Origin of the sequence: Flavobacterium sp. YO12 (assembly GCF_004119495.1) — a bacterium.
Taxonomy (GTDB): Bacteria; Bacteroidota; Bacteroidia; order Flavobacteriales; family Flavobacteriaceae; genus Flavobacterium.
In genome coordinates, this window is sequence record NZ_NRQU01000008.1 from 26,285 (window position 1) to 44,668 (window position 18,384).

Annotated in this window: 18 protein-coding genes; 7 read left to right on the top strand and 11 right to left on the bottom strand. The window is 32.5% G+C overall.

The genetic code is table 11. The features are described 5' to 3' along the window. Positions 1-22 precede the first annotated feature (22 nt). The gene (locus tag BOW55_RS04010; protein ID WP_129023074.1) at positions 23-751 is read left to right on the top strand and encodes an RNA methyltransferase; all 729 of its coding nucleotides are present in this window, start codon (positions 23-25) and stop codon (positions 749-751) included. 9 nt (positions 752-760) lie between these two features. On the opposite strand, the gene BOW55_RS04015 is transcribed toward BOW55_RS04010, so the two are convergent. The 4 genes from BOW55_RS04015 to BOW55_RS04030 form a co-directional block, all read right to left on the bottom strand. Beyond that, positions 761-1,468, bottom strand: coding sequence for a porin family protein (locus BOW55_RS04015; RefSeq protein WP_089052554.1), 708 nt, complete (start codon positions 1,466-1,468; stop codon positions 761-763). 1 nt (position 1,469) lies between these two features. Then, positions 1,470-2,201, bottom strand: coding sequence for a bifunctional demethylmenaquinone methyltransferase/2-methoxy-6-polyprenyl-1,4-benzoquinol methylase UbiE (gene ubiE / locus BOW55_RS04020; RefSeq protein WP_089057440.1), 732 nt, complete (start codon positions 2,199-2,201; stop codon positions 1,470-1,472). 573 nt (positions 2,202-2,774) lie between these two features. Beyond that, positions 2,775-3,257 (bottom strand): dihydrofolate reductase, encoded by a 483-nt coding sequence (locus BOW55_RS04025; RefSeq protein ID WP_129023075.1) that lies wholly within the window; start codon positions 3,255-3,257, stop codon positions 2,775-2,777. A 12-nt stretch (positions 3,258-3,269) separates the two neighbouring features. Next, positions 3,270-3,614 carry a 2TM domain-containing protein gene (locus BOW55_RS04030; protein WP_089052557.1) on the bottom strand — a complete coding sequence of 115 codons (345 nt, stop codon included), beginning with the start codon at positions 3,612-3,614 and terminating at the stop codon, positions 3,270-3,272. A 240-nt stretch (positions 3,615-3,854) separates the two neighbouring features. Here BOW55_RS04030 and BOW55_RS04035 point away from each other — a divergent pair, with 240 nt between their 5' ends. Continuing rightward, positions 3,855-4,151 carry an isoamylase early set domain-containing protein gene (locus BOW55_RS04035; RefSeq protein WP_089052558.1) on the top strand — a complete coding sequence of 99 codons (297 nt, stop codon included), beginning with the start codon at positions 3,855-3,857 and terminating at the stop codon, positions 4,149-4,151. Between the two features lie 41 nt (positions 4,152-4,192). Here the strand turns inward: BOW55_RS04035 and BOW55_RS04040 are convergent, their stop codons facing one another. From BOW55_RS04040 to BOW55_RS04060, 5 genes are all read right to left on the bottom strand, one after another. Continuing rightward, entirely contained in the window at positions 4,193-5,044 is an 852-nt protein-coding gene (locus tag BOW55_RS04040; protein ID WP_129023076.1) for a thymidylate synthase, read from the bottom strand. A 118-nt stretch (positions 5,045-5,162) separates the two neighbouring features. Further along, positions 5,163-5,786, bottom strand: coding sequence for a bifunctional nuclease family protein (locus BOW55_RS04045; RefSeq protein WP_129023077.1), 624 nt, complete (start codon positions 5,784-5,786; stop codon positions 5,163-5,165). 165 nt (positions 5,787-5,951) lie between these two features. Further along, positions 5,952-6,920, bottom strand: a complete 969-nt coding sequence (locus tag BOW55_RS04050) for an electron transfer flavoprotein subunit alpha/FixB family protein (RefSeq protein ID WP_129023078.1) — start codon at positions 6,918-6,920, stop codon at positions 5,952-5,954. Positions 6,921-6,987: 67 nt separating this feature from the next. Further along, complete coding sequence (locus tag BOW55_RS04055) at positions 6,988-7,734, bottom strand: electron transfer flavoprotein subunit beta/FixA family protein (protein WP_129023079.1); 747 nt, start codon at positions 7,732-7,734, stop codon at positions 6,988-6,990. A gap of 186 nt (positions 7,735-7,920) precedes the next feature. Further along, positions 7,921-8,607 carry a GLPGLI family protein gene (locus BOW55_RS04060; protein WP_164974998.1) on the bottom strand — a complete coding sequence of 229 codons (687 nt, stop codon included), beginning with the start codon at positions 8,605-8,607 and terminating at the stop codon, positions 7,921-7,923. A 365-nt stretch (positions 8,608-8,972) separates the two neighbouring features. On the opposite strand from BOW55_RS04060, the gene BOW55_RS04065 reads away from it, so the two are divergent. The 5 genes from BOW55_RS04065 to BOW55_RS04085 all read left to right on the top strand — a co-directional run bounded on the left by BOW55_RS04065 (position 8,973) and on the right by BOW55_RS04085 (position 16,680). Further along, the gene (locus BOW55_RS04065; RefSeq protein WP_089052563.1) at positions 8,973-9,950 is read left to right on the top strand and encodes a pyruvate dehydrogenase complex E1 component subunit beta; all 978 of its coding nucleotides are present in this window, start codon (positions 8,973-8,975) and stop codon (positions 9,948-9,950) included. 84 nt (positions 9,951-10,034) lie between these two features. Continuing rightward, positions 10,035-12,536 carry a DUF5686 and carboxypeptidase-like regulatory domain-containing protein gene (locus BOW55_RS04070; RefSeq protein WP_129023081.1) on the top strand — a complete coding sequence of 834 codons (2,502 nt, stop codon included), beginning with the start codon at positions 10,035-10,037 and terminating at the stop codon, positions 12,534-12,536. Between the two features lie 241 nt (positions 12,537-12,777). Then, positions 12,778-13,377, top strand: coding sequence for a DNA-3-methyladenine glycosylase (locus BOW55_RS04075; protein WP_129023082.1), 600 nt, complete (start codon positions 12,778-12,780; stop codon positions 13,375-13,377). Positions 13,378-13,488: 111 nt separating this feature from the next. After that, entirely contained in the window at positions 13,489-14,019 is a 531-nt protein-coding gene (locus BOW55_RS04080) for an inorganic diphosphatase (RefSeq protein WP_129023083.1), read from the top strand. A gap of 114 nt (positions 14,020-14,133) precedes the next feature. Next, positions 14,134-16,680, top strand: a complete 2,547-nt coding sequence (locus tag BOW55_RS04085; protein ID WP_129023084.1) for a sodium-translocating pyrophosphatase — start codon at positions 14,134-14,136, stop codon at positions 16,678-16,680. A gap of 104 nt (positions 16,681-16,784) precedes the next feature. Here the strand turns inward: BOW55_RS04085 and BOW55_RS04090 are convergent, their stop codons facing one another. Together BOW55_RS04090 and BOW55_RS04095 are read right to left on the bottom strand one after the other, a co-directional pair. Next, the gene (locus tag BOW55_RS04090; RefSeq protein WP_089052568.1) at positions 16,785-17,399 is read right to left on the bottom strand and encodes a deoxynucleoside kinase; all 615 of its coding nucleotides are present in this window, start codon (positions 17,397-17,399) and stop codon (positions 16,785-16,787) included. Continuing rightward, positions 17,399-18,214, bottom strand: coding sequence for a hypothetical protein (locus BOW55_RS04095; RefSeq protein WP_129023085.1), 816 nt, complete (start codon positions 18,212-18,214; stop codon positions 17,399-17,401). The genes BOW55_RS04090 and BOW55_RS04095 overlap by 1 nt, the downstream gene beginning before the upstream one ends. Between the last annotated feature and the right edge of the window lie 170 nt (positions 18,215-18,384).

The following is an 18,384-nucleotide window of genomic DNA, read 5'->3' on the forward strand; positions in this document are numbered from 1 at the left end:
TAATTCAAAAGTACATTATTTTATGGTTACTAAAAACCAAATAAAGCTTATCTCAGGTTTGCATCAAAAAAAGCAGCGTTTTGTAAATCAATTGTTTTTTGCCGAGGGGGTAAAGGTAATTCAAGAATTACTGCAATCCAATTTTGAATTAGAGCATTTATACACCACATTAAATGATTTTCAAGAAGTTCAAACTTCAAAGCGAACTCTTATTAATGATCAAGAACTAAAAAAAATAAGCGCGCTGACAACTCCAAATTCTTGTTTAGCAGTTTTTAAAATGCCTGTTGAAAACGAAATCAATAGTACCGGTTTAATCCTCGCTTTAGATGATATTCGTGATCCAGGAAATTTAGGAACCATTTTGCGTCTTTGCGACTGGTTTGGAATTAAACAAATTGTTTGTTCTAAAGAAACAGTCGATATTTACAATCCAAAAGTTGTGCAGGCTACAATGGGATCTATTACCAGAGTAAATGTAAATTATGTTGATCTCAAAACGTATTTAAGTCAAACAAAACTTCCTGTTTTTGGAACTTTTATGGATGGCGAAACTATTTATAAAAAAAATCTGCCTGAAAATGGAATCATTATTATGGGTAATGAAGCCAATGGAATTTCGGCAGAAATTGAAAAAACGGTTACCGCACGATTAACAATTCCTAGGTTTGGAGAGCTGCAAAAAACAGAAAGTTTAAATGTAGCAACAGCAACCGCGATTATTCTTAGTGAGTTTAAACGGAATAGTTAGAAATTTGTTTTAGTGAAAAGTAAAATTTATTAAAAGAGCTCTTGATTTCATAGAATCGATGTTACTTGTCCAAGGGCTTAACGGATCTTTGTCTTGTACTAATTCGTTTGTAATACCAAACATACCTCTAATAGAAGGAGAGAAAATAAAATACTCAGTAAAGAAGTCTATTCCAAAGCCAAGTTCATAAGCTGCAGTCCATGGTTTTACCCTGAATTTTCCTTCGGCATTGTCATCCGTAGACTTAGAGTTGCTGGATAGGTTTAGAGTTGTAGACATTCCGCCAACTAAATACGGACGGACATTTCCTGTACGTAATGATGAAAACTTCAACAATAAAGGAAAATGAATATAGGTGCTGTTTACCTCTCTCAAATAATCCGTTTTAGAAGTAAAGTTAGGGTAATACAAATCTCGTTTTGTATAATATAGACCCGGTTCAAAACGCAAATTAATGTATTCTTGTAATCTTAAATCTGCGACTACACCAACATTAAAACCAGTTGTTTTTTTTACTTGAATATCTTGATTTACTACATTTTTATAATCAAATTTGAAGTCAAAGCTGTTGAAACCCAAATAGTAGCCAAAATAAACACGCTGCTTTTGCCAGTTTTCAAGATTTATAATAGGATCTTTGCTAAACATGCTTTTAGCAAATTGAGAATATCCTTTTGTCGATAAGACTAATAAAAATAAGATTACAATTTTTTTCATACTACTTTTTAGATGCTGAATAAATGGTTGCTACACCAAAAGTCTGAGGCATTGCTACAACATCTATAAACCCAGTTTTTCTTAAAATATTGTTTAATGCTTCTCCATATGGGAAAGCTGCCGCAGATTCAGATAAATAACCGTATGCTGAATTGTCTTTAGAAAACAATTTTCCTATAACTGGCAATATATTTTTGCTGTAAAATTTATATCCTTGTTTGTATGGTGTTTTGTCAGGAACGGAAGTTTCTAAAATTACAAATACACCGTTTGGTTTTAAAACTCGTAAAATTTCAGAAAAACCTTTTTCTAGATTCTCAAAATTACGAACGCCAAAACCAACTGTTATTGCATCAAAATAGTTATCATCAAAAGGAATGTTTTCAGAATCTCCTAATACTAAATCTATAACAGAAGATAGATTTTTTTCTTCTACTTTTTTCTTTCCAACTTCAAGCATTCCTGCCGAAATATCCAAGCCAATAATTTTTTCTGCTTTAGTTTGAGCCATTAAAATGGCTAAGTCGCCAGTTCCTGTTGCAATGTCAAGAATGACTTTTGGTTTAGTATCTGAAACTATTTTTAATACTTTTTTTCGCCATTTGACATCAATACCAAATGAGATTACACGATTTAAATTGTCGTAGTTCCCAGAAATGTTGTCAAACATTTGGGCTACTTGTTCTTTTTTACCTAAAGAAGAATCTTTATATGGGGTTATTTTTTCAGACATTATTTTTATTTACGCAAATATAAACAATCTGCTTTAACTGTAGTTGAGTTTTTTAAAGTGTAAATTAAATGTTTTGAAATGGAGGATAAAAATCACTTTTAATAAAAATTTTTGCCATCACCAAAAGTGGGTATTTTTAAAAAATCACTAAAAGTGGGTATTGTGTGATGTGTATTTTATGTACAACTTTGTTAAAGTAAAAATGATAAAAATTTAATGATTGATTTATCATATTGACTTAATCAAACAGCTGTTTTTTTGCACTGCAGCTAATTTGTTCAAGTAAGTAGTTTTAAAAGTATTGTTCTTGGGGGGATACTATTTTTAAAGTGCGAAATACGTTCTTAGGATTAAATTTGTTTTTGGAAATTTTAATTTTCTGCCTTTAATATCTTAGTGGTATTTGTTATTAAGGGCCTATTGAGATTCGTTCTCAATTAACAGTAAATGTTATTCAGTTATTTCAGATGCACTTTGCATTTGTGATTTTTACAAAAACTATTTCTTGAATTAGTCAAGGCTAACAATCAGTCATTTTTAAAAAACATCCTTCAAAAGAGGATGTTTTTTTATTTATTTTCTAATGTAAGTTTCATAAGTATAATCGTAAAGATGTTTTTCATCTTTAAAATTTTCTTCAGATTCTACTAATAACCACTCACTTTTATTGATTTTAGGAAAAAATGTATCAGCGTCAAATGTGTGATGCACTTTGGTTATTTCGATTATATCCGTATAAGGTAAAGCTAAATTGTAAATTTCGCCGCCTCCAATAATATATGAATCTTCATTTTCAGGGCATAATGCGATAGCTTTTTCTATGCTGTCGACAACTATGCAGCCTTCAGGGGCATAATCTTTTTGTCTGGTTATAACAATATGTACTCGGTTAGGTAATGGTTTAGGGAAGCTTTCAAATGTTTTTCTTCCCATTATAATATGATGATTCGTTGTTAGTGATTTAAATCTTTTAAAATCATTTGGCAAGTGCCATACTAAATCATTATTTTTTCCAAGAGCATTGTTTTCGGCTACAGCCGCGATCATAATAATCATAATATGCTAAAACTAAATTTTATTTTCGGTATCCTCATTAATCCTTGATTCTAGTTGACTGATTCTCTTTTGCTGTAAAGCAACTAACCTGTCAATTTGTTCCCTTTCCCATTTTTTGTTCATGAATCGATCTGTAATGTAAACTTTTATAAAGTGCAGTATAAAAATGAAGAACCATAAAGTAATGCCCCATAAGCACCAGTTTTGCTCTGTTGAAGCTCCAAAACCAAAAAATCTATTTGCGATGAAAATAAATAAACTTCCCAGTAGAAAAAGTACAAAATGAAAATAAAGGATTTTTTTTTGTCTTATACGTCTTCTTGCATACTCGTATTGTTCGTGCACTTCTTTTTCCATACCGATATAAATGAGATTATAAAGTTAGAATTTATTTTTAAAACACCGTATTCTGACCGCAGAATATTTGTTTGAAAATGAGTTGTAAATAAATATACAAAAAAAATATACTCTTTAAATTGTTGATGCAATTAAAAAAACGGACTGTTTTTGCTATTATCACAAATCGGAATTGTATTGTGAAAAGTTTAGTTGAATTTATGTAATTTTAGTTTATATAAATCTAAAAACTAAATAGTTATGTCTTTAAAGAAACAATTTATCAAAACAAAACCAGTTGTAAAAGTTACTTTTTCTATAGATGCCAAAGATGCTGATTCGGCAGCGGTTGTTGGAGATTTTAATAACTGGAATCCTGAAGAGGGAACTTTGAGTAAACTAAAGAATGGAACATTTAAGGCTACGTATGACTTGGTAAAAGATGCCATTTATGAATTCAAATATGTAATCGACGGCATTTATATTAATGATCCTGAAGCAGATTCATACAAATGGAATGATTTCGCCGGCAGTGAAAACAGTGTTTTAGTAGTATAAAAAAATCCGCTTAAAATTTTAAGCGGATTTTTTTTTTGCTTTTATACAGCAACACTTCCTTTTATGCCCGCATGCGGTTCATAATCAACAAGTGTGAAGTCGTTGTAATCAAAATCGAAAATATTTTTAACAGCAGGATTTAAAATCATTTTTGGAAGCGGTTTTGGCTCACGAGTCAATTGTAATTCCAATTGTTCAAAATGATTGTTGTAAATATGTGCGTCACCAAAAGTATGAATAAAATCGCCTAGTTCTAAATCGCAAACCTGTGCAATCATAATAGTTAATAGTGCATAAGAAGCAATGTTGAAGGGAACACCCAAAAATATATCAGCGCTGCGTTGATACAATTGACAAGATAATTTTCCTTTTGTCTCTCCTTTTTCTAAATCTGGTGTTGCTACATAAAACTGAAAAAAGGCATGGCAAGGAGGTAATGCTGCCTTATTGTTGGCCACATTTTCTTCAAAAGATTTTTTTGTGTCTGGCAAAACAGATGGGTTCCATGCTGATACCAACATTCTACGGCTGTTTGGATTAGTCTTTAATTCAGTAATTAATTCTGAAATCTGATCAATTTCTTCGCTGTTCCAATTGCGCCATTGGTGCCCGTAAACAGGTCCTAAATCTCCATTAGAATCTGCCCAAGCATCCCATATTTTTACTCCGTTTTCTTGTAAATATTTAATATTCGTATCACCTTTTAAAAACCAAAGCAGTTCATAGATGATCGATTTTAAGTGTAATTTTTTTGTTGTAACCATTGGGAAACCTTCACTTAAATCAAAACGCATTTGGTATCCAAAAACGCTTTTGGTTCCAGTTCCAGTTCGGTCTCCTTTTTGGCATCCGTTTTCTAAAACGTGTTTTACTAAATCTAAGTATTGTTTCATTATTGCTTTAGGCTTTAGGCTTTAAGCTTTAGGCTTTATCCTAAATGCTTAAGCTTGTTTTTTTTATGTTTTGCACTTTAAGCTTATTGCTTAAAGCTTAAGGCTTACAGCCTAAAATTTATCTTTTCGAGATTTCGTCTCTAATTTTTGCAGCTTTTTCATAATCTTCCTGAGAAACTGCCTGATCTAAAAGTTCATTTAGTTCTTGCAGGCTGTGTTTTGCATAAACATCTCCAGATTGATTACTTTCCTCTTCGTGTCCAAAAGTTTCTGGGTTAGAAAGTACGTCGTCAATTTCCTGAGAACCTTGATCTGTATCAGCTGTATTTGATTTTAAATAAATTCCAGCTTTATCCAGAATGTTTTTATAAGTAAAAATTGGAGCATTAAAACGTAATGCTAAAGCGATCGCATCTGATGTTCTAGCGTCGATTATTTCTTCAATTTTGTCTCTTTCGCAAATTAAGCTTGAGTAAAAAACGCCGTCTACTAATTTGTGAATAATGACTTGTTTTACAACAATGTCAAATCTTTCAGCAAAGTTTTTGAATAAATCGTGAGTTAATGGGCGAGGAGGTTTTATCTCTTTTTCTAAGGCAATAGCAATTGACTGGGCTTCAAAAGCGCCAATAACAATAGGTAATTTTCGTTCGCCGTCAACTTCATTCAAAATCAAGGCATACGCGCCATTTTGAGTTTGACTGTATGAAATTCCTTTTATGGATAATTTTACTAGACTCATATATGTTTGTAAAACGGGCACTTAGCACCGCATTTTAATACTTTTTTTGATTGAAAAATAAAGGTGCAATTTTAATCAAAAAATATGGAACAAAAAAGCTGCCTTAAAACAAAGATACGATTATCTTGTTTTTAGGCAGCTATATTTTTAAAGAGAATTCTTGAATTAAGAATGTTGTGCTTTGAAAGCTTTTAATTTCTCTGTTAATTGAGGTACGATTTCAAATGCATCGCCAACAATACCATAATCAGCAACTTTAAAGAAAGGAGCTTCTGGATCGTTATTGATAACTACTTTTACTTTTGATGAGTTGATACCTGCAATGTGCTGAATTGCACCAGAAATTCCTATTGCAATATATAAATTTGTAGCAACTGGTTTTCCTGTTTGTCCAACGTGTTCGCTGTGAGGTCTCCATCCTAAGTCAGAAACTGGTTTAGAACATGCTGTTGCAGCGCCTAAAACTTCAGCTAAATTTTCAACTAATCCCCAGTTTTCTGGACCTTTCAATCCGCGTCCGCCAGAAACTACAATATCAGCATCAGCGATAGAAACTTTTCCGCTTACTTTCTCTACAGATTCTACTTTTACACCAAAATCGTTATCTCCAATTGATGGATTAAAATCTTCGGCAGCTGCACCTCCTGCGCTTTCGAAAATTCCGTAAGAGTTTTTAGCTAAACCAAGAACTTTTACATCTGTATCGATTTGTGTAATATTGAAAGCTTTGTTTGAAAAGGCGTTTCTTTTTACTTGGAAAGGCGAGGTGCTTACCGGTAATCCCACGACATTAGAAGCGAAACCAGCATTTAAAGCGACCGCAACTAATGATGAAAGATAAATACTGTCTGTTGTAGAAGAAAGCAAAACTACTTTTGTTCCTTCTTTTTCAGCAGCTTGTTTGATTACATCGGCGTAAGCCTTAGCAGTAAAACCAGCTAATTTATCGTTGTTTACTTTTAAAACTTTATCAACTCCGTATTTTGCTAATTCGCTTACATCACTGATGTTTACAGTTAAAGCTGTAACGGTTGTTCCTAGACTTTCGGCTACTTTTTTTGCATAAGAAGCTAATTCGAAAGCTACTTTTTTAAATTTTCCTTCTGCAGATTCTGCGTATATTAATATTGACATAATAATTTTAGATTTTAGATTTTAGAATTCAGATTGAAACTGAATACTTAAAACTGATTACTGAATACTAGATTACTTTCGCCTCGTTGTGTAATAAATTGATTAACTCATCTAGGTTATCTGCAGAAACTAATTTTACTGCTGATTTTGGAGCTGGTTTTTCAAATTTTACTGCTTTTGTATTTACAGGAGCGTCAACTGGTTCAAGAATAGTTAAAGCTTTAGTTCTTGCTGTCATAATTCCTCTCATGTTAGGAATACGTAAATCTTTTTCTTCAACAAGTCCTTTTTGACCACCAATGATTAAAGGAAGAGTAGTGCCTATAGTTTCTTTTCCACCGTCGATTTCGCGAACCGCTTTTACATTATTTCCGTCAACAGTTACTGCTGTACAAGAGTTTAAGAAGTTGTAACCCAAAATACCAGCGATCATTCCAGGAACCATTCCTCCATTATAATCTAAAGATTCTTTTCCTGCAATTACAAGATCATAACCTCCGTTTTTAATTACTTCTGCTAATTGTTTTGCAACAAAAAATCCGTCTGTTGGGTTTGCGTTTACACGAATTGCTTCGTTTGCACCAATTGCCAAAGCTTTACGTAAAGTTGGTTCAGTGTCAGGACCTCCAACATTTACCACTGTTACATTTGCATCTTGTTGCTCTTGAAACCAGATTGCACGAGTCAATCCAAATTCGTCATTAGGGTTAATTACATATTGTACACCATTGGTATCAAATTCAGAGTCACCATTGGAGAAGTTGATTTTTGAAGTAGTATCAGGCACATGGCTGATGCAAACTAGTATTTTCATAAGTATATATTTTGAATTTATAATATGCTTTTACAAATTTAGAATTTAATTTGGAATAATTATACTATGCATGCATAATATTTTTAAAAACTATTACGATTTCGAAGATTGTCAAAATCTATTAATGATTTCTTGCTTTTAATACAGAAAATGAGCTGCTTCAATTATTTTTTTGAAAAATTAGAATTAGTTAACTTGTTTTAAACCTGTTTGGTATTCTTCAAAGCTTAATTCCTTTGCACTGTTATTTGGTATTTCAATTTTGGTATTCTCATTCTTAAAAGTCAGTTCTTGAAAGACCAAAATTGAATTATCGTCAATTTCAAGTTGAATAATAAAGCCAGGCAATCCGCTGTAAAACATTGGACCATCTTTTATCGGAATTTCTTCGGTATACCAAGCCGTAATATTTTGTTTGGTAATAAATGCGGTATTTTGTGTTGTCGCTTTTTTACATGAAAAACCATTTATAATTTTAGTTTCTGGTAAAAGCTCCCATGTATATGTTGGAAGTTTTGTTTTTACATTTGAATCAATCCCGTCATTTGTCATAAGAACTTTGTATATTTTGGAGTCAAAATCTTTGTAATTAATTACTTCTGAGGATCGGCGAATAGTACGGCTTGCAAAAATTTTACCTCCCGTATTTTCAATAACAGTGTTATCAGTGGTTGTTTTTTGAATAGTAGTTAGTCTTTGTATCGACTTATTTTTAGAATAAGTATAGCTAAATACTTCAGGTGTTTTAACTTTTTCTAGAATTCTGCCATCCTTGGTTTTTAGCTGTTGTCTAGTGTAGGTGCCAACTAGGCTCTGAGATTTTGCTTCGATTGAAAAAAATATAATAATAAATAATAATAGATTTATTTTCATGGCTTTGGTGTTAAGATTATCCTTACGAAGTAAAGTATATTTAAAGAATAAGCCAAGTGAAAAACTCAATTTTAATAAAAGGTTATTACTTAATTGAAATAATTTTAGATTTCAACCGTTTTGATGAAAGAATTTGATTGAGGAAAATTAACAAAAGACTTAAAGTTTGTCTGAAAAAAGTTTCACATAGTTTAAGTGTTAATTTTACGTGTATTATATCGATTTCGTAAATATCACAATAAAGCTAAAAAAGTTAAAACCTATAGAGAGAAAGAAGTTCATGCGATTTTAAACTTAATTTATGCTTTTAAGTGATTTAAAATATTTATTTTTGCTCTTCAGAAAATTCAACATACAATATAAATATGAGAACAATACAATTTAGAGAGGCCATTTGCGAAGCGATGAGCGAAGAGATGCGTCACGATGAATCCATATATTTAATGGGCGAAGAAGTTGCAGAATACAATGGAGCATACAAAGCTTCAAAAGGAATGCTTGCTGAGTTTGGCGAAAAAAGAGTAATCGATACTCCAATTGCTGAGCTTGGTTTTACAGGAATTGCAGTAGGTTCAGCAATGAACGGCTGTCGTCCTATTGTAGAGTACATGACTTTCAACTTCTGTTTAGTAGGTATTGATCAAATTATAAACAACGCTGCGAAGATGCGTCAAATGACAGGTGGACAATTTAATGTGCCTATCGTTTTCCGTGGACCAACAGCTTCTGCAGGTCAATTAGGAGCAACACACTCTCAAGCTTTAGAAAACTGGTTTGCAAACACTCCAGGTCTTAAAGTTGTTGTGCCGTCAACTCCTTATGATGCAAAAGGACTTTTAAAATCTGCAATTCGCGATAATGATCCAGTAATTTTCATGGAATCTGAGCAAATGTATGGTGATAAAGGTGAAGTGCCAGACGGAGAATACACTATTCCATTAGGAGTTGCTGATATTAAACGTGAAGGAACAGATGTAACTATCGTTTCTTTTGGTAAAATCATCAAAGAAGCTTTTATCGCTGCTGATGAATTAGCTAAAGAAGGAATCTCTTGCGAGATTATCGACTTAAGAACAGTTCGTCCTATGGATAAAGATGCAATTCTTAAATCGGTTAAAAAGACAAACCGTTTAGTAGTTCTTGAAGAAGCTTGGCCGTTTGCTAGTATCTCTTCAGAGATTACTTATATCGTTCAAGAGCAAGCTTTCGATTTCCTTGATGCGCCAATTCAGCGTATTACGACAGCAGATACTCCAGCACCTTACTCTCCAGTTTTATTAAAAGATTGGTTGCCAAATGCAGGTGATGTAGTAAAAGCAGTTAAAAAAGTATTGTACAAATAATACACTTATAAAATACACATAAAGCTTCATCAGTCATATTTATTGATGAAGCTTTTTTATTGATGAAGCTTTTTTTGCCAGATTATGAAAAGAATAATTTTACTCAGCCTGTTTTTTGTATTTGCTTTTGTAAATATTGCTGCTGCGCAGACAAAAGTGAGTGGAATTGTTTTAGATAAATCTAATCAGCCGGTTCCGTTTGCAAATGTTGTTTTTAAAGGATCCAATACAGGAATAGTCTCTAATGAAGATGGTCGTTTTTATTTGGAATCTCCAAATACATATACCGCTTTGTTAGTTTCTTCTGCAGGATTTTCAGATCGCGAAGTACCTTTGGAAAAAGCCGTAAATTATGATTTTAAAATAGTTTTGAGTGAAGCCGAAGTGCTTAACGAAGTTGTAATTTATACTGGAAAAACATCTAAAAAGAATAATCCCGCATTAGACATTCTTCGAAAAATATGGGAAAGAAAGCGTAAAAACGGACTTTACCAGTTCAATCAATATCAGATGCAGAAGTACGAGAAAGTGGAGTTCGATATGAACACAATCGATAGTGCTTTTATGAAAAATAAACTCTTTAAAGGAATGGAGTTTGTTTTTAATCATATTGATACATCAGATGTTACAGGAAAAACGTATCTGCCAATTTTTATCAACGAATCAGTTTATGATGTTTACGGCGATAATAAAATAAAGAAAGTAAAAGAAAATCTTACCGGAAATAAAATGTCTGGTTTTAATGGTAATCAGCAGATTTTATCTTTCGTAAAAGATCTTTATTCAGATTATAATATTTACGATAATCACCTTAAGTTTTTTGATAAAAGTTTTACAAGTCCACTTTCTAAAACAGGAATTGATGTATATAATTATGTCCTAAAAGACAGTGCTTATATAGACAAAAAATGGTGTTATAACATTGTTTTTTACCCAAGACGTAAAAACGAATTAACTTTTAAAGGAGATTTTTGGGTAAACGATTCTACTTTTGCAATCAAGAAAATTAATATGGGCGTTACTAAAAGCGCCAATATTAACTGGGTAAAAGATATTTATATTGAGCAGGAGTTTGAAGTAGAAAACGATTCGGTTTTTCTTTTAACTCGTGATTATATGATGTCTGATTTTGCTTTAAACAAAAAAGAAAAATCAAAAGGGGTTTACGGAAAACGAACCACTTTATATCGAAACCATAAATTCAATATTCAGAAACCAGAGAAATTTTACAAGGAAGAAGTTAACTTTATAGACAATGCAGTTTATGAGCGACCACCTGAGTTCTGGGAAGAAAATCGTTTTGAAAAGCTAAATAAAGATGAAGCAGGGATTTATAAAATGCTTGATACCCTGCAAACCGTCAAGCGATTTAAGCAGTTGTATAGTCTCGTCTCGATTTTAGGAAGCGGTTATGTTGAATTTAAAAATTTCGATTTTGGACCTATTTTTTCTACGTTTGGCTACAATGAAGTCGAAGGTATACGAATAAGAGCCGGAGGAAGAACTTATTTTGGACCAAATGACCCTTGGCGTCTGCAGGCTTATACAGCTTATGGTTTTGACGATAATAAATTCAAATACGGTGTTTCGGGAAAATGGATGATCGACAAAAAAAATAGAATCATTATTTCTGGAGGAAATAGGCGCGATATTGAACAAATTGGAGCCAGTTTAACCACAACAAATGATATTTTAGGACGAAGTTTTGCATCATCGGCATTATTTACAACAGGAAGCAATGGAAAATTAACCAATATTAATTTGAGTAATGTTTCTTTTGAAATGGAACCTAAAAAGAATTTTATTGTTCAAGCAGGGTTTTCTTATCGAACATTAGAATCAGCTTCAAAGACTTTTAGTTTAGACTATTACACGACATTACCAAGTTCAGCAAATCCTGCTGGTGTGGTCGAAAGTATGGTAAAACAGTCAGAAGCAAATATTCAATTTGAATATATGCCAAATCGTAAAACAATTGGGTATGGCGTTGAACGCAGTTTAGTTGACAGCCCTTTTAGTCATTTCTTTGTTAACTTTAGTTATGGTATTAAAGGCGTTTTTGACAGTGATTTTGCTTACGAAAAAATTCAATTATTTTATAAACAGCCTATTATTATTGGACCATTAGGAAGATCAAATATTATTCTTGAAACTGGAAAAACATGGGGTACAATTCCGTTAGGATTAATGAGTGTAATTCCTGGAAATCAGACTTATTTTACAATTGAAAATACGTTTAGTAACTTGAATTTCTATGAGTTCATTACTGATCAATATACTACTTTGCAATGGAATCATGATTTTGGAGGAAGGTTATTTGCCAGAGTTCCTTTTATGAGAAAACTAAATTGGAGAGAATTTGTTGGTATAAAAGCAGTACACGGAACCATTTCAGATGCGAATCGCGCTATAAATGCTTCAGGTCAGCCTTATAATGCGCCAGAAAATGTGTATTGGGAATATAATGCAGGAATTGGGAATATTTTCAAAGTATTTAGAATCGATTTCTCTTGGAGAGGAAGTTATTTAAACACTCCAGATGCTAATAAATTTGCAGTAAAAGGATCTTTCGGATTCTATTTTTAATTTTAAAGTTACAAAGGTTCAAAGTTACAAAGTCGCAAAGTTTTAATTCTTTGCGACTTTTTTTTTTGGATGTTTTTCACGTAGATTCTACGGATTTAAGCAGATTTTTTTAAACTAGAAATTTTAAAGTCTGCTTTAATCAGCTTAAATACTTAGAATCTGCGTGAACTAAAACTTTGTGTCTCTGTACCTTTATGAGATTCTTTTTTGTTTAATTTTGAAATGGACTAAAAAACATTTTATGCAAGAAGCCATTGATTTTCTATCGGCTAAAAATCCTGTATTTCTTCAAATTATCGAAAAATATGGATTGCCGCCAATTCCAAAACGTCCACAAGGTTTTGAAACATTGGTATTGCTTATTCTCGAGCAGCAAGTTTCGATAGATTCGGCGAAAGCCACATTCTTAAAAATCAAAGCCTATACAACGTGTAATCCAGAAACGATGTCGGTTTTATCAGATGAAGAATTTCGGAATCTTGGTGTCAGTCGTCAGAAAACCAAATACATTAAAATTTTAGCAGAAGCCGTTTTAAACAAAGAATTAGATATTGAAAGTTTAGCTCTAAAAACTGCGATTCAAGTTAGAGAAGAACTCATTAAACTAAAAGGAATTGGAAATTGGACTATCGATATTTATTTAATGTTTTGTTTGCAAGAGCCTGATTTAATTCCGCTTGGCGACATTGCAGTAGTTAATACGATTAAAGAATTACTTGATATTCATGATAAACAAGAAATGGAAATTCATGCACAGCAATGGAGTCCGTACAGATCTTATGCAACATATTTACTGTGGCATTATTACTTAAATAAACGAAATCGTAAGATTACCTATTAACTGCCTGTTTTTTAAAACAAAACTAGGCAGATTAATGTAGTTTTTTATTGTGAAAAAAGGATTCTTTAGTTACTTTTGCAACCGAATTTATAGAAACAATAAAAAACGAAAATGACCGCAGACAAACTAACAACTTTCGATGTATTAATCGAAATACCAAGAGGAAGCAGAAATAAATATGAGTACGATTTTGAAATCAAAAGAATGCGTTTCGACAGAATGTTATTCTCTTCAATGATGTACCCTGCTGATTACGGATTTATTCCTGAAACTTTAGCTCTTGACGGTGACCCTCTTGATGTATTGGTTTTGGTAAACGAACCAACTTTTCCTGGATGTGTTATGGAAGTAAAACCAATTGGTGTTTTCCACATGGCAGACGATAAAGGACCAGACGAAAAAATTATCTGTGTACCAGTTTCAGATCCAATCTGGAATTCTTTAGGAGATCTTTCAGATATTAATCCTCACTTAGTAAAAGAAATCGAGCATTTCTTCCAAGTGTACAAAGATCTTGAAAACAAAAAAGTAGATGTTGAAGGATGGGGAGACGTAAACGAAGCTTATGCAATTATTGCTGAGTGTACAAAACGTTTTGATGATATTGAAAATAAACCAGAGGGATTATTTAGCATTAAATAATTTTAACCCTTTTCTAATATAAAAAAAGCAATACTACCGTCAGGAGTATTGCTTTTTTGTTTAAATTCGTTTTAGTTAGTTTGTTGACTATTAACCAAAAACCATTACTGTATTATGAATTCATTTATGATTTACCTGCCAATTGTTATGGCAATTTTAGGATTACTTTTCATGGGAATAAAAAGGGCTTGGGTTTTAAAACAAGATGCGGGCGACGGTAAGATGAAAGAGATTTCAGATTACATTTATGAAGGAGCATTAGCCTTTTTAAAAGCCGAATATAAATTATTAACCATTTTTGTAATTATTGCCAGTATTGCGTTGGCAGGAATTACTTTTATTCCAGGAGTACAAACTCATTTATTAATCGTAATAGCATTTATTTTTGGTGCTTTATTTTCTGCTTATGCTGGAAATATTGGAATGAAAATAGCGACTAAAACAAACGTTAGAACTACTCAGGCAGCACGTACTAGTTTGCCGCAGGCATTAAAAGTTTCTTTTGGCGGTGGAACTGTTATGGGATTAGGAGTTGCAGGTTTGGCGGTTTTAGGTTTAACGACTTTCTTTATATTATTCTTTAATCTTTTCTCTGACGGAGTTTGGAAAGATACTGAAACAATGACTGTTGTTTTAGAGACTTTAGCCGGATTTTCACTTGGTGCTGAATCAATAGCTTTATTTGCAAGAGTTGGAGGCGGAATTTACACTAAAGCTGCCGATGTTGGAGCTGATTTAGTGGGTAAAGTTGAAGCTGGAATTCCAGAAGATGATCCTCGTAATCCTGCTACAATTGCAGATAATGTTGGAGATAATGTTGGAGATGTTGCGGGTATGGGAGCTGATTTATTTGGATCTTATGTAGCAACCGTTTTAGCGGCAATGGTTCTTGGTAATTATGTTATAAAAGATATGGGTGGAAGTATCAATGATGCTTTTGGCGGAATTGGACCAATTTTACTTCCAATGGCAATTGCTGGTTTCGGAATTTTATTTTCGATTATTGGTACAATGTTAGTTAAAATCTCTGATGATAATGCAAAAGAAGCACAAGTACAAAAAGCATTAAATATAGGAAACTGGATTTCTATTGTTTTAACAGCGGTTGCTTGTTTCTTTTTAGTACAACATATGCTTCCAGAAGTAATGACAATGGAATTTTTTGGAGAAGGAGCACAGCAAATATCTTCAATGCGTGTTTTTTATGCCACTTTAGTTGGTTTGATTGTTGGTGGAGCAATTTCATCAGTAACTGAATATTACACAGGATTAGGAACAAAACCTGTTATGGCAATTGTTCAAAAATCATCTACAGGAGCAGGAACAAATGTAATTGCTGGTTTGGCAACTGGAATGATTTCTACTTTCCCAACAGTACTTTTATTTGGTGGAGCAATTTGGATTTCTTATGCTTTAGCAGGATTTTATGGTGTTGCTTTAGCAGCTTCAGCAATGATGGCAACAACAGCAATGCAATTAGCAATTGATGCTTTTGGACCAATTTCAGACAACGCTGGTGGAATTGCAGAAATGAGCGAATTGCCAAAAGAAGTACGTACAAGAACAGATATTTTAGATTCTGTAGGTAATACAACTGCAGCAACAGGAAAAGGTTTTGCAATTGCTTCTGCGGCTTTAACTTCATTAGCTTTATTTGCAGCGTATGTAACTTTTACTGGAATTGACGGAATTAATATTTTTAAAGCGCCAGTTTTAGCGATGTTATTTGTCGGTGGAATGATTCCAGTAGTATTCTCAGCATTAGCGATGAATTCTGTTGGAAAAGCAGCCATGGATATGGTATACGAAGTGCGTCGTCAGTTTAAAGAAATTCCTGGAATTATGGAAGGAACTGGAAAACCTGAATACGGAAAATGTGTTGAGATTTCTACAAAAGCAGCTTTACGCGAAATGATGCTGCCTGGAATTTTGACAATAGGGTTTCCAATCGCAATTGTACTTTTAGGAAAATTAGTTTATGCAGACAATAATCAGTTAATAGCTGAAATGTTAGGAGGATACATGGCAGGAGTTACTGTATCTGGAGTTCTTTGGGCTGTTTTTCAAAACAATGCAGGAGGAGCTTGGGATAATGCTAAAAAATCTTTTGAAGCTGGAGTTATGATAAACGGCGAAATGACTTATAAAGGTTCTGATGCTCACAAAGCAGCGGTAACTGGAGATACAGTTGGAGATCCGTTTAAAGATACATCTGGACCGTCAATGAACATCTTAATTAAGTTAACTTGTTTAATTGGTTTGGTAATTGCACCAATTTTAGGTGCAGGACACGCTGATGCTGGAATGGCAGGAAAAGGTTCTTGCTGCGCTAAAACAGAAATGCATGCAGGAGTAAATTCTAAATGCGGTGATATGTCTGGAATGACAAAAGAAGAATGCATTGCAATGTGCAAAGAAAAAGGATGTTCTGAAGAAGAAACTGCAAAATGTTTGGCTCATTTTGATCAAAAAGGAAAATATCAAAAAACAGATTGTTTTGATACTAGTAAATATGAGAAAAAATCTGTTCGAGTTGAAATTACAAACGTAAATGGAAAAACTAAAGGAACTGTAACAAAAACCGAAAATGGTAAAACAACCACAGAAGTTTATGAAGGAACCGAAGAAGAAGTTCAAGCAAAAATTGATGCTGCGAAATAAAGAGTATTAACAACTTTGTCAAAAAAGTTTCTTAAAAACAAAAATGCCTCTAAAATTATTAGAGGCATTTTTTTATTTCGTGTAAAATCGGTGCAATTCGTGTTCTAAAACAATCCGTTCAATTCAGCATCAATTCTATTGATAATATTTCCTAAATCTTCTGGATTATCAACGAAATTGATATTATCAACATCAATAATTAATAATTTTCCTTTAGTATAAGTCTGAATCCACGCTTCATATCTTTCGTTCAAACGGCTTAAATAATCAATAGAAATTGAGTTTTCGTATTCACGTCCGCGTTTATGAATCTGTCCAACTAAATTAGGAATAGAACTTCTTAAATAAATCAATAAATCTGGTGCTTTTACCAAAGATTCCATTAATTCAAACAAAGACGTATAGTTTTCAAAATCACGACTGGTCATTAATCCCATCGAATATAAATTGGGAGCAAAAATATAAGCGTCTTCATAAATCGTTCTGTCTTGAATGATTTTTTTTCCGCTTTCTCTAATTTGCTGTACCTGACGGAAACGACTGTTCAAGAAATATATTTGTAAATTAAACGACCAACGTTCCATTTGATGGTAAAAATCATCTAAATACGGATTATCAACAACATCTTCATAATGAGGTTCCCATTTAAAGTGCTTCGCTAATAATTTAGTCAGAGTAGTTTTTCCTGCGCCTATATTTCCTGCTATTGCTATGTGCATTACGGTGTTACGATTTTATAATTTGCAATTTCTTTAGCTGTAAAAATAGATAAAATTTGGTCTTTGTAATAGAATTTGTTGAACGTTTTTTCTAAAATTTCAATTTCAAAATCTTTGGCAGTATTTACTTTGCTAATGTCTTTAAAAAACAACAAATTAGCTTTGCTGTAAATGTATTTTTGAGGGCTTATTATTTCAATTTTATCAAAGTCTGGCACATTTCCTAAACTTGAAATTTTTCCGAAAATATCACATGAAAACCAATTGTTTTTTTTATCAATCCAGTAAAAAGTGTTAAAATCAGTTTGGTAATACTTTATGCTTTCGGTCAGCGGAATTGAAACTGTTTTGTATTCATTTTTCAAATAATCAAAAAGACCTATCTGCTGATTTAAAGTATTGAAAATCCAAAGCTGATTTTGGGTAGACATTCCTATTGCGCCAGCTATTATTGGAATTGAATTTTGAGAAAAATTAATTTCCGTCATTTTATTCAATTGATTGTCTAATAAAACAACGCTATTAAAGTCTTCGTAGTATAAAACCATTTTAAGTGGATTTTGAATATCAACTTTGCTGATGTTTCCCAAAGACACATTTTTATATTCAAAGATTTCACTGCCTTTTACTTTTCTAAAAACATTGTTCTTTATATCATAGCCATACCCAAAAGAATCAAAGCCAATAAAGTCATCAACATCAGCCTCAAATTTAGAAACAACATCGGGTTTTATTTTTTGGATTTGCCCAAAAAAAGTCGAAAACGAGCACGAAATAAAAAGCAGTAAAAAAATAAGACGATGTATTTTGCTCATAAAAGATTGGGTTTCGAAATGCCAAAGTACAAAAACCACGTCAAAGAATCTCTTAAAATTAGAGTTTTAGTTGTTTTAAAGTTTATATCTTTCTAAATTCTAATAGTCTTACAAAAACTTAATTTTGTCGATGACATTCTAAGATTGATATATTTAATTTTCAGTATTTT